The sequence below is a fragment of the Streptomyces sp. SAI-170 genome (assembly GCF_049739565.1).
GTDB lineage: Bacteria > Actinomycetota > Actinomycetes > Streptomycetales > Streptomycetaceae > Streptomyces.
Genome location: NZ_JBMGQD010000001.1, coordinates 8,216,567 through 8,231,741 on the forward strand (window position 1 = coordinate 8,216,567; position 15,175 = coordinate 8,231,741).

Annotated in this window: 12 protein-coding genes and 1 pseudogene; 7 read left to right on the top strand and 6 right to left on the bottom strand. The window is 71.4% G+C overall.

Annotated features, from left to right (window positions below; translation table 11 throughout):
* Window positions 1-31: 31 nt before the first annotated feature.
* Window positions 32-964, bottom strand: coding sequence for a DUF72 domain-containing protein (locus tag RKD23_RS36925; protein ID WP_424857711.1), 933 nt, complete (start codon window positions 962-964; stop codon window positions 32-34).
* Window positions 965-1,380: 416 nt separating this feature from the next.
* Between RKD23_RS36925 and RKD23_RS36930 the strand changes: the two genes are divergently transcribed.
* Window positions 1,381-2,871, top strand: a complete 1,491-nt coding sequence (locus tag RKD23_RS36930) for a SulP family inorganic anion transporter (protein ID WP_424858423.1) — start codon at window positions 1,381-1,383, stop codon at window positions 2,869-2,871.
* Between the two features lie 3 nt (window positions 2,872-2,874).
* Here RKD23_RS36930 and RKD23_RS36935 read toward each other — a convergent pair whose 3' ends face one another.
* Together RKD23_RS36935 and RKD23_RS36940 are read right to left on the bottom strand one after the other, a co-directional pair.
* Window positions 2,875-3,567, bottom strand: a complete 693-nt coding sequence (locus tag RKD23_RS36935; RefSeq protein ID WP_424857712.1) for a B3/B4 domain-containing protein — start codon at window positions 3,565-3,567, stop codon at window positions 2,875-2,877.
* A 278-nt stretch (window positions 3,568-3,845) separates the two neighbouring features.
* Window positions 3,846-4,682: an EamA family transporter gene (locus RKD23_RS36940; RefSeq protein WP_424857713.1), complete on the bottom strand. Its 837-nt coding sequence runs from the start codon at window positions 4,680-4,682 to the stop codon at window positions 3,846-3,848.
* A gap of 117 nt (window positions 4,683-4,799) precedes the next feature.
* Here RKD23_RS36940 and RKD23_RS36945 point away from each other — a divergent pair, with 117 nt between their 5' ends.
* Entirely contained in the window at window positions 4,800-5,384 is a 585-nt protein-coding gene (locus RKD23_RS36945) for a helix-turn-helix domain-containing protein (RefSeq protein ID WP_424857714.1), read from the top strand.
* 257 nt (window positions 5,385-5,641) lie between these two features.
* Window positions 5,642-6,931, top strand: a complete 1,290-nt coding sequence (locus tag RKD23_RS36950) for a tachylectin-related carbohydrate-binding protein (RefSeq protein ID WP_424857715.1) — start codon at window positions 5,642-5,644, stop codon at window positions 6,929-6,931.
* Between the two features lie 110 nt (window positions 6,932-7,041).
* Here RKD23_RS36950 and RKD23_RS36955 read toward each other — a convergent pair whose 3' ends face one another.
* Entirely contained in the window at window positions 7,042-7,881 is an 840-nt protein-coding gene (locus RKD23_RS36955) for a tachylectin-related carbohydrate-binding protein (RefSeq protein WP_424857716.1), read from the bottom strand.
* Between the two features lie 44 nt (window positions 7,882-7,925).
* A pseudogene (locus RKD23_RS36960) lies at window positions 7,926-8,540 on the bottom strand (MerR family transcriptional regulator); the annotation flags it as partial.
* 205 nt (window positions 8,541-8,745) lie between these two features.
* On the opposite strand from RKD23_RS36960, the gene RKD23_RS36965 reads away from it, so the two are divergent.
* Window positions 8,746-10,212: an amino acid permease gene (locus tag RKD23_RS36965; protein WP_424857717.1), complete on the top strand. Its 1,467-nt coding sequence runs from the start codon at window positions 8,746-8,748 to the stop codon at window positions 10,210-10,212.
* Entirely contained in the window at window positions 10,209-11,270 is a 1,062-nt protein-coding gene (gene dapE / locus RKD23_RS36970; RefSeq protein ID WP_424857718.1) for a succinyl-diaminopimelate desuccinylase, read from the top strand. The genes RKD23_RS36965 and dapE overlap by 4 nt, the downstream gene beginning before the upstream one ends.
* Window positions 11,271-11,306: 36 nt before the next feature.
* Here the strand turns inward: dapE and RKD23_RS36975 are convergent, their stop codons facing one another.
* Window positions 11,307-12,896: a PucR family transcriptional regulator gene (locus tag RKD23_RS36975; RefSeq protein WP_424857719.1), complete on the bottom strand. Its 1,590-nt coding sequence runs from the start codon at window positions 12,894-12,896 to the stop codon at window positions 11,307-11,309.
* A 159-nt stretch (window positions 12,897-13,055) separates the two neighbouring features.
* Here RKD23_RS36975 and RKD23_RS36980 point away from each other — a divergent pair, with 159 nt between their 5' ends.
* Window positions 13,056-14,039, top strand: a complete 984-nt coding sequence (locus RKD23_RS36980) for a chorismate synthase (protein WP_424857720.1) — start codon at window positions 13,056-13,058, stop codon at window positions 14,037-14,039.
* Window positions 14,036-15,151, top strand: a complete 1,116-nt coding sequence (gene menC, locus RKD23_RS36985) for an o-succinylbenzoate synthase (protein WP_424857721.1) — start codon at window positions 14,036-14,038, stop codon at window positions 15,149-15,151. The genes RKD23_RS36980 and menC overlap by 4 nt, the downstream gene beginning before the upstream one ends.
* Window positions 15,152-15,175: the final 24 nt, after the last annotated feature.

The window sequence follows — 15,175 nt, forward strand, 5'->3', positions numbered from 1 at the left end:
CCCGCACCGCACCCCGGCCGAAGGAGGGCTGTCACCTTCTATGAGTGTCGGCTCCGGGCCGGGGTGCGGGCGCGAACCGCGTCCAGGTCATCGCAGGGGGGCCGGCTTCTCGGGCAGGCGAGGTCCCGAGCAGCCGCGTCATCTTCTCGGCGGCCCGCACCGCGGCGTCGCCGCAGCAGTTGTTGAACAGCACGTGCACCTGCTCGACCCGCTCGGCGAGTTCATGCAGCCGCGGGACCCACTCGGCGAGTTCATGGCCGTCGTACGCATGCCGGTAGCGCTCCTCCTTGTTCCCGCCCTGCCAGGCGGGACTGCGACCGTGGAACCGTACGACGGACAACCGGGGCGTGGTGACGGGGGCGACCGGCGGTACGGAGGCGGCGAGCCCCTGGGGCATGTCGACGCCGACGGCGGCCATCCCGTACCGCGCGAGCAGCGTGCACGTGGCCTCGGTCCGCCCCCTTTGCCACCACGAGGGGTGTCTGAACTCCACGGCCAGGGGCCAGCCTTGGCAGCGCCGGGCGGTTTCCGCCAGAACCGCCTCGGCGCGCGGCCCCGGCCGGAACCACGGCGGGTACTGGAGCAGCACACTGCCCAGCCGCCCGGCCTGACGCAGGGGCGCGAGCGCTGCGGTGAACCGCGCCCAGACCTCGTCCAGCACCCCCGGATCGCGGGCGTCGGCGGGCAGTCCGTCCGGCATCACCGCACTCCGCGTCGGATGCCCGGTGAGCAGCGAGAACGCCTTCACGTCGAAGACGAACCCGTTCGGCGTCCGCTCGGCCCAGAGCCGGCTGTTCCGCTCGCTGGGCAGGGCGTAGTAGGAGGAGTCGACCTCGACGACCGGGAACCGCTCGCCGTAATGCCGTAAGCGCCCTTCGGCGTCCCGTCGCCCGGTGGGGTACCACCCGCTGCGGACCAGCGTCGGGTCGGTCCATGAACACGTTCCCACGAGGATGTCGCCCATCGGCTTCGGTTACCCGGCCGCGTGCACGGGATGCGGACGCCGGCCGCGCAGCTTCTCGGGACGACGAGGCCAGGTAGAGTTGCCGTGGCGGGTGGCCACGGCCGCCCGCTGTTGCCGTGTCGGGGCCGACGGCGCCCCCGGCGAACTTTTCGTTCTTGCAGGGAGAAGCGTGCGCGAGCCCATGACGCCCGGCGCCGTCGCCTGTCCGCCGTGATGCTTCACCCCCGGACGTGAGCCCGGCGCACGCGCGCCGACCTGTTCCTCGTCCGATTCCCGATCTTCCGGTTCCGCGCTCACGGAGCCGTCCCGCGGGGTGCCGGCCCGGCCCTTCGCGTCGTTTCCGCACGTCCCGGCCTGCCGCAGGGGTGTGCCCGAGCACGACAGGTTCGTCTCCCTTGTCTTCCGCTGCCACCGCTGTGTCCCCGGCCGCGCGCCTTCGCGGTCTGAAGCCCGACTGGCTGTCCGATCCGAAGGTCTGGCGCACCGAGGTCCTGGCGGGCCTGGTCGTCGCTCTCGCGCTGATCCCCGAGGCGATCTCGTTCTCGATCATCGCCGGTGTCGATCCGGCGCTCGGGCTGTTCGCGTCCTTCACGATGGCGGTCACGATCGCGATCGTCGGCGGCCGGCGCGCGATGATCTCCGCCGCCACCGGCGCCGTCGCGCTGGTGATCGCACCGCTCAACCGTGAGCACGGCCTCGGCCATCTGATCGCCGCCGTCATCCTGGCCGGCGTCTTCCAGGTCGTTCTGGGCGCGCTCGGGGTGGCGAAGCTGATGCGGTTCATCCCCCGCTCGGTGATGGTGGGCTTCGTCAACTCACTGGCGATCCTGATCTTCATGGCCCAGGTCCCCGAGATGACCGACGTGCCCTGGGCCGTCTACCCGCTGATCGCCGCGGGCCTGGCGCTGATGGTGTTCTTCCCGAAGATCACCACCGTGATCCCCGCCCCGCTCGTCTCGATCGCCGTCCTCACCGTCGTCACGGTCGCCGCCGGGATCGCGGTGCCGACCGTGGGGGACAAGGGCGCCCTGCCGTCCTCCCTGCCCGTTCCCGGCCTGCCGGACGTGCCGTTCACCGTGGACACGCTGACGACGATCGCCCCCTACGCCTTCGCCATGGCGCTGGTCGGGCTGATGGAGTCGCTGATGACCGCCAAGCTGGTCGACGACATCACCGACACCCACTCCGACAAGACCCGCGAGTCCATCGGCCAGGGCATCGCGAACATCGTCACGGGCTTCTTCGGCGGCATGGGCGGCTGCGCCATGATCGGCCAGACGATGATCAACGTGAAGGTCTCCGGCGCCCGCACCCGCCTGTCCACGTTCCTGGCCGGTGCGTTCCTGATGGTGCTGTGCATCGTCTTCGGCCCGGTCGTCACCGACATCCCGATGGCCGCCCTCGTCGCCGTCATGGTCATGGTGTCGTTCGCGACCTTCGACTGGCACTCCGTCGCCCCGAAGACGCTGCGGCGGATGCCTGCCGGAGAGATCGTCGTGATGCTCGTGACCGTCGCCTGCGTGGTCGCCACCCACAACCTCGCCATCGGTGTCGTCGCCGGCTCCGTCACCGCCATGGTCATCTTCGCCAAACGCGTCGCCCACCTCGCCGAGGTCACCGCCGTCCTCGACCCGGAGGGCGGCTCGGTCGTCTACCGGGTCTCCGGCGAACTGTTCTTCGCCTCCTCCAACGACCTCGTCGGCCGGTTCGACTACGCGGGCGACCCCGCCAAGGTCGTCATCGACCTGTCGGCCGCCCACATCTGGGACGCCTCCTCCGTCGCCGCCCTCGACGCCATCGAGACCAAGTACGCCCAGCGCGGCAAGACCGTCGAGATCACCGGCCTCAACACCCCCAGCGCCGACCTCCACGAAAAGCTCAGCGGCGAACTCGCGGCCGGGCACTGACCGCTAAGCGTCAGAGCTGAGGTAGTGCACCGTGACCTGCCCGGCGTGCGGGCGCAGCAGGTTCTGCAGTTCGTCCGCCGCGGATTTGAGGAGGTGTCCGTCGCGGGTGGCGTGGACGGTTTCGAGGACGAAGGCCGCGTGGGTCGAGTCGTCGGTGACGCGCGTGCGGTGGGCGTCACGGTGGTTCCAGTGCCGGGTCAGTACGTCGGTGGCGTCGCTGTAGACGACCTCGCCCGGCTTGGGGTTCTCGACGGTGCCGGGTTCGCCGAGCGGGGTGAAGGTCTCGCTGCCGTCCGCGTAGTGGATCTCCACGTCGCCGGTGACGTGGTCGAGGTCGAAGGCACCGGCGGGCAGACCGTGACGGACAGAGACGCAGTTGTACGAGTCGACGGCCGGGTTGATACGGGGCAGGGCGCCCTTCTTCGCCAGGCGGCGGCCGAGGGCGTCGACGCTGGGGCGGATGCGGCGGGGGTTGGTCCCGAAGGAGCGGTAGGCGGTGTGCCACGCCTCGATGCGCGGGTCGGTCTCGTCGGCGGGCTGCCACGTGCCGTCGGCGAGCTGCCGCTCCAGTTCCTCCAGAGCGGCGGTGGTCGCGGGCCAGGGCTCGTGGCCGCGCAGGCCCGTCACGGTGACGACGGCGATGAGGACGTCGGGGAAGGCGTCGGCGACGGCGGGGCTGATGCGGAAGGTGGTCATCACAGGGGGCTCCGTTGCGGGCGGCGGACGGGTACGACGGACTGATACGGCGGACGGCTACGACGGATTGGTACGGCGGCTCGGTACGGCGGGTCAGGTTTTCCAGGGGCCGGTGCGGTCCAGGCGGCGCAGCTGCTGCGCCGCGGTGGCCGCGTCGAGACCCTGCCCGCGTTGGGTGAGCCGGCGGGCGGTGTCGGTGCGCTGTTCGACGGGTTTGTGGTCGTCGTACTTGACCTTCGCCCGTACGTCGGTGACGTCCAGATCCTTCGAGGGGGAGGTCAGGTGAGCGCGAGGAGGCTGACGGCGACGGCGGCGGTGCCCAGGCCGATCAGCTGGCCGCGGTGGATGCGCTCGGCGAGCACGCTGCGGGCCAGCAGGACGGTGCCGGCCGGGTAGAGCGCGGTGATCACGGCGACGACGGCCAGGTCGCCGCTGCGGGCGGCGAGCAGGAACAGCAGGTTGGCCACCGAGTCCAGTACGCCGGCCGTCGCCGACACGGCGTACGCGGGCTTCTCGGTTCCCAGCCTGCGGTACATCAGGCCGGCCGCGGCCAGGGTCACCGCGGAGGAGACGGCGCGGCCGATGATCAGCGGACCGACGCCGCTGTCGGCGGGGGCCTGGTGCAGGAAGACCAGTTGCAGGGCGATGGCGGCTCCGGCACCGAAGGCCAGCAGCAGCGCGGTGCGCGAGGGCCGGGCCGACTCCGCTCCGTGCCCGGCGCTGACCAGCACGACCGCCGCCAGGGCCAGGGGCAGACCGATCAGCCCGGCCGGGCCCAGGCGCTCGCCCTGCACCAGCCCGACTCCCACCGGCAGCATCGCCGAGACCAGCGCGGTGACGGGGGAGAGGACGTTCATCGGGCCGATCGCCAGGGTGCGGTAGAGCAGGGCGAACGCGGCGGCCGACGCGACGCCGGAGGCCGCGCCCCAGCAGAGGGTGGCGGAGTCGAAGGAGGCGCCGAGGAAGGGCCACAGCAGCAACTCGACGGCGAGTGAGGCCGGGGCGGCGACCATCACGGTGCGCAGGACATGGGCCTTGCGGGCGCCGAGGCCGCCGAGGAAGTCGGCGCAGCCATAGGCCAGGGAACTGCCCAGGGCCAGCAGCAGAGCGATCACACGTACATCCCTTACTATCAATGGAACGACTACACCGTACAACGCGCCGACCGGAAGCAGTCAACTGAACGACCGCACGGTGCAGTGCAGTGACCATCTGTTTGGAGGGGTGAAGCGATGGCCGAGACCGAGGCGGCGCTGCGGACGCTCGCGCACAACGTCAGGGCGGCCCGTACCCGCGCCGGGCTCTCCCTGGACGAACTCGGCCGACGTGCCAAGGTCAGCAAGGGTGCTCTGGTGGGGTTGGAGAAGGCCCAGGGCAACCCGAACTTCGCCACTCTGGTCCGCCTCGCCGACACCCTCGGCATCTCGGTGTCCGCGCTGATGGAAGGGCCGGCCGAAGACCGTGTCCGGGTGGTGTCCGCCGATGCCGTCATGCCGTTGTGGGCCGGGGAGAAGGGCAGCGAGGCGCGGCTGATGCTGACCACGTCGGGACCGGCCCCGGTCGAGGTCTGGCGCTGGAAACTGGAACCGGGCGAGGAGTACCCCAGTCACCCGCACCAGGCCGGCGTCGTGGAGACCGTCAGCGTCACCGCCGGAGAGATGGTGCTCGTCGTCGACGGCACCGAGCACCTTGTTCGGGCCGGACAGACCGCCGCCTTCGACGGCGACGCCCCCCACACCTACCGCGGCTCGGGCACCGAGACCTGCCATCTGATCATGACCGTTCACATCCCGCCGGGTCCGGGCGCCACGGCCTGATCACTCGGCGGGACCGGATCGTCGTAGCAGCAGGGACCGTCGAACCGCTCCTCGCCGACGTCCCGTCAGGACGCAAGAGGCCAGGGACACTTGCGTCCATCCGATGTGCCTTCCGGCAGCCGTGACCTGCGGCGAAAGTGGTCTTCGCCACCGGGCGCCGCTCCCGCGGACGGTCTTCACAGCTGCACCTGCAGGGCAGCTGTCTGGGCCGGGGATCTGCGTGCGCCCGCTCGAATTCCATGCCGCAGGAGACCCGCATGAAGCTGAGCAACGCCGTCCGCCGCGCCTCCGCCGCCCTCGCCGTCGGGGCCATGTCCCTCGGGCTCGTCACCGTCACCGGCGGGGCCGCGCAGGCTGCCGCCTCGTGCACCGGCGACGTGTCGATCTACGGCACGCTGTCGGACGGCCGGCTGACGTACACGCAGATCGAGCCGAACACCGGCAACCGCGTGAAGACGCTCATCGGCCCGAACCTCGGCTTCACACCGAAGGCGATGGCGACCCTCAACTTCAACACCGTGCTGGTGACTTCGACCACCGGTGACCTCTACCGCGTCGACATCCAGACCAACAACACCTCCCTCGGCCTGGCCGCGATCGTCAAGATCTGGGACGGCGGCTGGACCTTCGACAAGATGGTCTACGACGGCGCCGGGCACCTCTACGGCACGGTCGAGGGGCAGCTCCACCAGTACCTGGTGTCGCAGGACAAGCCCTCGGGGTCGGCCCACATAGGCCAGCACGTCGTGATCGACACCGGCTTCGTCCTCAAGACGCTGGCCGCCGCGGGCGACGACCGCATCATCGCCTCCACCTCGGACGGACGGCTGCTCAGCTACAAGATCAACGGAGTGGGCGACTGGGACCGCTCCGTCCTGAAGTCGAGCGGCTGGTCCGCGGTGGACTCGCTCTCCTCGCCGGGCGGCGGCCTCTACTACGGCCGTACCAACGGCGGCATGTACTGGTACCACGACGCGGACCCGACCGACGGCGACGGCAGCGACATCGCGTACCACCCCAACGACCCGGTGGACGCCTCCGGCTGGACCCAGACCCTGCTGTCGGCCTACGGCAACAACTGCGCCTACGTACCGTCGGCACCGCCGCACTCCGTGCAGGGCGGCACCATCTACCGCAGCGAGGTCATGACCCGGGCCAGGGACTGGTACAACCGCAACATCCAGTACAGCCAGAGCGCCTACGCCACCGACATCGAGGGCGACGACACCTACCGCACCGACTGCTCCGGCTTCGTCTCCATGGCCTGGCACCTCACCTCCTCGCTGACGACGCAGACCCTGCCCAGCGCGGGCACGCAGATCTCCAAGGCCGACCTCAGGCCGGGTGACGCGCTGAACTCCAGCAGCGAGGGGCACGTGGTCCTCTTCGCCGGCTGGAAGGACCAGGACGCGGGCACGTTCTACTACTACTCCGAGGGCAGCCCGTCCTCGGACATGAACTACAACTCCGCGAACGTCTACAGCGGCACCATCGACAGCCACGCGGCCACGTCGTACATCGCCCTGCGCTACGACAAGATCGCCTGACGGCCCTCACAGGGCAGGAGAGCCAAGGGCGGAACGGCACAAGGGCGAGGCCCCCTCGGATGAGGGGGCCTCGCCCTTTTCGGTCACGTGCTTTTCGCTGACGTGGGCGATCAGTACCAGTTGTTGGCCCGCCAGAAGTTCCACGCGCCGCAGGGGGAGCCGTAGCGGCCGTCGATGTAGCTCAGGCCCCATTTGATCTGGGTGAGGGGGTTGTCCTTCCAGTCGTCGCCCGCCACGTCCATCTTGCTCGCCGGCAGCGCCTGCGGGATGCCGTAGGCGCCGGAGGAGGGATTCGTCGCGTTCCAGCGCCAGCCGCTCTCGTGGTCCCAGAGCGTCTCCAGGCAGCCCCACTGGGTGGAGTTGGCCCAGGCCGAATCCTTGTCGTTCATCATCTGCCGCCCGGCGGCCTTCACTTCGGCGATGTCGTCGCGGTCGACCGTGGTCGTGCTGGTCGTACAGGTGTAGGTGCCCGGCTGGGCGGACAGCAGCTTCTGCGTCCAGCCACGGGTGTTGACCGGGTCGTCGAGGTGGTACGAGATGTCGGCGCCGGAGCCGTCGGTCGGATTGGCGTCCTTGTACCAGTACATCGCACCGGTGGACAGGCGACCGTAGTAGAGGCCGCTGCCGGGCGAGACGAGCTGGTTGAAGCCGGACCAGCCGGACGACTTGAGGGCGTTGCTCTTCCACGAGCCGGCGCCGGCGATCGTGTAGTCGAGCAGCCGTCCGTCCTCGGTGGTGGCGCCGAGCCGGTCGTCGCCGGTGGCGGTGAGGGTCTTCAGCACGAACCCGGTGTCGATCTCGGTGCGCACACCGATGTGCTGCGAGCCGGCCGGCTTGTCCTCGGTGACGTTGTAGCGCAGCAGCAGCCCGGCGGAGGTGGTGCCGTAGAGGTGGCCGTGACCGTCGTAGGTGAGCTTGTCGTGGGTCCAGCCGCTGTCCGCGATCCGCACCGGCGGGTTCAGCAGGGCGAGGCTGGTGTTGTTGGTCTTGATGTCGCCGCGCCCGCCGGACGCTGTGCCCGCATGACCGCCGACGGTTCCACCGCCGTGACGTCGCGGTCGGTGGGCTCGTAGGAGCCGGTGCCGGCCCCGACGTTGAGCACCGTTCGCGCGTCCCCGAGCGCTTCCCAGATCCTCGCGGCGATACGCGGCTCGGTGCGCCGGGTGGCGGGGTAGGCCGAGCCGATGGTGTCGTACAACTGGACGCCGAACACTCTGAGTTGCTCCTCCGGTGTCGTTCTGATTCCCATGGCCCGTGCCTGCAGTTCCCTGTCGATGGCCGTCACCATGGCGGCGGCGTGGTCGCGCTGTTCCAGGAGCAGGCCGCGCAGCCGGTGCAGGTGCGCGACCGTGTCGGTGGCCGGGTCGTGCACCAGGTCCGCGATCTCGCGCAGCCCGAAGCCCAGGCGCCGGTAGGCGAGTACCTCCCGCAGCCGTTCCACGTCGTCCGCCGAGTAGGCCCGGTACCCGGCCGGGGTCCGTGCGGACGCCCGCACGAGGCCGATCCCGTCGTAGTGATGCAGCGTGCGGACGCTCACCCCGGCCAGCTCGGCCACACGTCCCACGGTCAAGTGCTCTTCCAGCTCTTCCACGCCTCGACCATGCGGCATGACGTTAGGTGAGGGTCAAGCGCTTCGGTGGTCGCCGCCGGGTCGGCTCGGCGACCTTGTGCTGCGAGATGCCGACCACATCCCCTCCGGCATTGGCCGGAAAGCCAAAGCGTCCCTCACCGTCTTGGCCGCCACGCCCAGCCCTCTGCGTCCCCCCGTTCCGCATCATCAAGGGCCGGAGTGGAGCTGTGAGAGGAGTGGACGCGTGGACACAGTACGAACCCGCCCGCGGAGAACCGCGGGAGAGGCCGGAGCCGGAAGCAGGTTGACGCGGCGGCGGGACGTCGCCGATCTGGTGGCCGAGGCCGGTGGTGGTGAGCTGCGTCGGACGATGGGGCTCATGCAGCTCACGCTGCTCAGCGTGGGCGCCACCCTCGGCACCGGCATCTTCGTCGTCCTCGGCCAGGCGGTGCCCGAGGCGGGCCCCGCCGTCGTGGTCTCCTTCGTGCTCGCCGGGATCACCGCCTTGTTCTCGGCCCTGTCCTACGCCGAGCTGGCCGGCATGATCCCGGGCGCCGGATCCTCGTACAGCTATGCCTACGCGACGTTCGGCGAACTTGTCGCATGGGTCTGCGGCTGGTGCCTGGTGCTGGAGTACGGCGTCTCGGTCGCCGCTGTCGCGGTCGGCTGGGGCCAGTACGTGAACGAGCTGCTGGAGCTCACCGTGGGCTGGACGCTGCCCGAGTCGCTGGCCGCGCCGCCGGGCGCGGGCGGCGTGCTGAACGTTCCGGCCGCCGCGATCGTCGTCCTGGCCATGGTGGTGCTGCTGCGCGGGGCCCGCGAGAGCGCCGTCGTCAACACGGTCATGGTGGCGGTGAAGGTGGCCGCCCTGGTGATGTTCTGCGCCGTCGCCTTCACCGCGTTCCGCTCCGGGAACTTCCAGCCGCTGTTCCCGCTCGGCATGGCGGGGGTGAGCGCGGGCGCCGCCTCGCTGTTCTTCTCGTACATCGGCTTCGACGCCGCGTCGACGGCCGGTGAGGAGGCGAAGAACCCGCAGCGTGACCTGCCGCGCGCCATCCTCCTCTCCCTCGGGCTGATCACCGCGCTGTACTGCGCGGTGGCGATCGCGGCGGTCGGCGCGATGCCGTGGCGGAAGTTCGCGGGTACCGAGGCCACCCTCAGCGAGGTACTGGTCCGCTCGGTCGGCGGCGGCAGCCTGTGGCCGGTCCTGCTGTCCGTCGGCGCGGTCGTCGCCACCACGAGCGTCGTCCTCGCGGTGCAGTACGGGCAGACCCGCATCCTGTTCTCGATGGCGCGCGACGGGCTCGTGCCGCCCCTGTTCGCCAAGGTCCACCCGAAGTCCGGGGTGCCGCGCGCCAACACGGTCATCGTGTCCGCGTTCATCATGGTGCTCGCCGCACTCGTGCCCTTGGGCGCGCTCGCCGACGCCACCAGCATCGGCACACTGTTCGCGTTCGCGCTGGTCAACTGTGCCGTCCTGATCCTGCGCCGGCGCAGCCCCGAGGCACCGCGCAGCTTCCGGGTGCCGCTCGCGCCGCTCACCTGCGTGCTGGGCGTGCTGTGCTGCGGCTATGTGATGTGGGGGCTGGGCACCGACACCTGGATCGCGTTCGGCCTGTGGATGGCGGTCGGGTTCGTGATCTACGGGCTGTACGGCATCAACAAGTCCCGGCTGGGCCGGCCCGCCCCGCAGGAGGAGAGCGCCGCATGACCTCGCTGAACCCGACCGCCGACCTGGTGGACCTCACCCGGGCCCTGGTGGACACCCCCTCCGAGAGCGGCGACGAGGCCCGCCTCGCCGACGCCGTGGAGTCCGCCCTGCGCGCGTGCGCGCATCTCACGGTCGAACGCATCGGCAACTCCGTCGTGGCCCGCACCGACTCGGGCCACGCCGAGCGAGTGGTCATCGGCGGCCACCTCGACACCGTCCCGGCCGCCGGCAACCTGCCCTCCCGGCTGGACGGAGAGCGGCTGTACGGGCTCGGGGCGTGCGACATGAAGGGCGGCGTCGCCGTCGCGCTGCGCCTCGCGGCCACCTTGACCGCACCGGTACGCGACATCACGTACGTCTTCTACGAGTGCGAGGAGGTCTCCGGCGACCGCAACGGCCTGAACCGTATCGCCGCCGAACGCCCCGACCTGCTCAAGGCGGACCTCGCGATCCTCATGGAGCCGTCCGACGCGGGCGTCGAGGCAGGCTGCCAGGGTGTCCTGAACGCGGACATCACGGTCCGGGGCGAGCGCGCCCACACCGCCCGCTCCTGGATGGGCGTCAACGCCGCGCACCGGGCGGCCGCCGTGCTCCAGCGCCTGGACGACCACACCGCCGAGCGGATCGTCATCGACGGCCTCGAGTACCGCGAAGGCCTCAACGCGGTCGCGGTCCGCGCGGGCATCGCCGAGAACGTCGTCCCCGACAGCTGCGTGATCACGGTCAACCTGCGCTTCGCGCCGAGCCGTTCGCCCCGGCAGGCCGAGGCGTATCTGCGCGGCCTCTTCCCCGAACACGGGGTCGAGGTCACGGAGGTCGTGCCCGGCGCGCTGCCGGGACTCGGACACGGCCCGGTCGCCTCTCTCGTCGAAGTCCTCGGTACGACGCCCCGCCCCAAGCTGGGCTGGACCGACGTCGCCCGCTTCGCCGCGCTCGGCACGCCCGCGCTCAACTACGGCCCGGGGGACCCGACCCTCGCGCACACCGCGGGGGAGTACGTGCCCGTCGAGCAGCTACGGGAGTGCGAGGCGCGGCTCGCGGCCTGGCTGAGCGGCTGAGCCTCGCGGGGCGCGCTGCCGTATGCCTGCTGCGGGTCAGCCCCGGTCGGCGGCGCCGCCCCGCAGCCCCCCGAGCGTCCGCAGCTGCAGCCACAGCACCAACCGCTCGTCCGGGTCGTCCAGGTCGATGCCGAGGTGCTGCTGCGCCTGCCTGAGCCGGTACCGGCAGGTGTTGGGGTGCACGGCGAGCAGCTTCGCCGCCCGCGCCATGTCGCAGCCGGCGTCCAGCCAGCACACCAGGGTCCTGGCGTACTCGGTGCCGTGCTCGGCGTCGTACGTCAGGACCTCCCGCCAGGCACCCGCCGTCAAGGCCCGCTCCGCGCCGAGGAGTTCGCGCAGCCGGAGCAGCGTGACGCGGGCCCGTACCTCGGTCACAGCGGCGACGTCCTCGTCCGGGCCGAGCACCTGCAGGACGAGGTCGGCGTCGTCCCGCGAGCCGCGAACGTCCGCCAGGCCCGGGACCACGTCGCCCAGTCCGGCCCGCACCGTCACCCGCAGCGCCTGACCCGCGCGCTGCACGATGTCCTCGGCGAGCCGCTTGTGCCGTTCCCCGCCGCGCTCACCGGTGACCGGCAGCAGCGCGTACACGCGCCCGTCCACCAGCACGCACGCGTGCTGCCCGTACCGCGCCGCGCAGTGGAGCCGTACGAGATCGAGGAGCCGCAGGGCGGTCTGTTCCCCGTCGGGCGCGGACACCGCGCCGTCGAGGGCGAACGCCGCGACCCGCACAGGGGTGCCGGCAGCGAGGCCGAGGCGGTGCGCGGCGCTCGCGGGATCGGCGGTGCCGTCCAGGAGACGGCGCAGCAGGTCGCTCGTCAGATGCCGGGACAGTTCCTCGCTCGCCCGTGCCCGCAGCAGGAGCAGGGCGGCCGTCGACGCGCCCCGGGTGAGCGCGTCCTCGGCATCGGCGCCGATGTGCCCGTCGTCGACGACCCACAGCGACCCCAGCGTCTCGCCGCCCGCGCGGATCGCGACGGCGAGCCGCGGCAGCTCGTCGCCGTCGAGCGCCGCGAGGCGTACGGGACCAGGGGCGGCGAACAGCACGCGGTACTGCTCGCTGTTCTCGGGGCTGCCCGGCACCTGGCGGCCCAGGATGCCTTGCCGCCGGGCCTCGTCGACGACCTGCCCGGGGACGGTGGAGTAGGCCAGGATGCGCTGGCGGGCGTCCTCGATGACGGTCGCGCCGCCCACGGCCGCGGCCACCGCGTTGGCGAGCGCGAACAGGTCGCCGAAGGCCGCTCCGCCGCCGCCCGGGCCGGGCCGGGAGCCGATCGCGGAAGCCAGCAGCAGATGGACGTGATGCCAGGCGGCATCCTCGTCGACGGCGAGCAGCGCGAGCCCGTGGGCCTTCGCCGCCGCCACCGCGTCGGGCCGCCCGTCCCTTTCCCGTACGACGAGTCCGGCCATCCCGGCTGCCGCGGCATCGCGCGCCAGCAGCTCGACCTCACCCGCACGCGCACCCACCGTCAGCAGCAGGGCGCCCGGCGCACTGCGCGGAAACGGCGCCCCGGCGTCGTGCAGCAGCACCTCCGAGACGGGCGCGGCGAGCCCGGACGGAGCGGTGAGCACACGGAGCACGGGCTCGCCGAGGGTGTCGAGGAGTTCCTCGAGGGTGCAGGCGTCCATGGGCGGTCGGACTCTCCGGCGGGGGACGGTGACAGGGGGACGACGGCCTGTTTATCGAAGGGCGACCACTCAGGTCCTTGGCCGATCGCAACATCACTACAGGGTTCCATTGTGCCTGACGCCAATGGCCTCCAGGCTGCGGCCCAGGACACTCGAGCCATGACACCAGTGACGATCTCCGCTTCCGGACCCGGGGCGGCGGCCGCTACGGCACCCCGCACGGCCGAGGAAACAGACCGCATCGCCCGGGAGGCCGTCGCCGAAGCCGCGGCCCGTACCGCCGGAGTCACGGTCCGTACCGTGCACGACGTGGCCGGCATCCGTTCCGTAGCCGACTTCTTCGCCGATGTGTGGCAGACGCCGCGCGCCACCCCGCCCTACCCCGCGGAGGTACTGCACAGCCTGGTGCACGCCGGTGGCGCGGTGCACGCGGCGTACTCCGCCGGGCCGTCGGGCGAACGGCTCGCCGGGGCGGCGGTGGCGGTGTTCGGGCCGCCCGCCGAGCGGGACGTGTACTCGTTCGTGGCGGCGGCGACCGCTTCCGGCCGGGGCGTCGGGCTCGCGGTCAAGCAGGCGCAGCGGCTGTGGGCGCTGGAACAGGGCGCCACCACCATGCGCTGGACCTTCGACCCGCTGGTCGCCCGCAACGCACGCTTCAACCTGGTCAAGCTCGGCGCCGTCGGCAGCGAGTACCTGGTCGACTTCTACGGCCCGATGAACGACGGCGTGAACAACGGCGACGAGAGCGACCGGCTGACCGTCGTGTGGAACCTGGTGACAGGGACCACGCGGACGGACGACCCCGCCGAGGGTCGCGCCGCCGCCGAGATCGTTCGCCGGGCACCGGACGGCGGCCCGCTCGCCCTGAGCGACGCGGACAGGCTGTGGTGCCGTGTGCCCGAGGACATCGTCGCGCTGCGCGCGGCCGACCCGGCGCTCGCACGGGACTGGCGGCACGCCGTACGCGAGGTCTTCACCGAGGCGTACGCCGAGGGTCTGCGGGCGACGGGCATGTCCCGCGACGGCTGGTATCTGCTGACCCGCCCGTCCTCCGACCCTCTGGAGGCGCGAGCCGCCGCCGAGACCTGTCCTGAAGCACCGGCCGACGTCCCCTCCGAATCCGCCTGCGAGGAGCAGAAGTGAAGCTCGAACGCGTCGAACTGCTCCACGTCGCCCTCCCGCTCGTCACCCCCTTCCGTACCTCCTTCGGGACGATGACCAGCAAGGACACCTTCCTGCTGCACGTGGTCACCGACGAGGCCGAGGGCTGGTCCGAGTTCGCCGCCGACCCGGAGCCGCTGTACTGCTCGGAGTTCGTCGCCGGCGCCGAGATGGTCATCCGCGACTTCCTGCTGCCGCGGATCGCCGCCCTGCCCGAACCGACGACCGCGGCCGTCGCCCCCGCCATGGCCGCCGTCAAGGGCCACGAACTCGCCAAGGCCGCCCTCGAAACCGCCCTCCTGGACGCCGAACTGCGCGCCTACGGGATGTCGTTCGCGACCTTTCTCGGCTCGGTCCACCAACGGGTGCCCGCCGGGGTCTCGGTCGGCATCAAGAACTCCGTGCCCGAACTGCTCGACGACGTCGAGCGGTACCTCGCCGAGGGCTACATCCGCATCAAGCTCAAGATCGAACCGGGCTGGGACGTCGAGCCGGTGCGTGCCGTACGCGAACGCTTCGGCGACGCACTCCCGCTCCAGGTCGACGCCAACACCGCCTACACGCTCGCCGACGCCGAGCACCTGCGCAGGCTCGACGACTTCGGGCTGCTGCTGATCGAGGAGCCGTTGGAGGAGAACAACCTCCACGCCCACGCCCAGCTCCAGAAGCGTCTGGCCACCCCGGTCTGCCTCGACGAGTCCATCCACTCCGCGCGCGACGCGGCGTCCGCGATCGCGATGGACGCCTGCCGGGTCGTCAACGTCAAACCGGCCCGAGTCGGCGGCTATCCAGAGGCCCGACGCATCCACGACGTGGCCGCCGCCCACGGCGTGCCGGTGTGGTGCGGCGGCATGCTCGAGACGGGCATCGGCCGCGCCCCCAACCTGGCCCTCGCCGCCCTCCCGGGCTTCACCCTCCCCGGCGACACCTCCGCCTCCAGCCGGTACTTCGCCGAAGACCTCACCGAGCCGTTCGTCCTCCAGGACGGCCACCTGCCCGTACCCACCGCCCCGGGCATCGGCATCGACCCACTGCCGGACGCGCTTGCACGGTTCACGACGGCGACTCGGGAGTTGTATGCGGGGCGGAAGTGATCAGGTCAGGGTGACGGGTGTGGT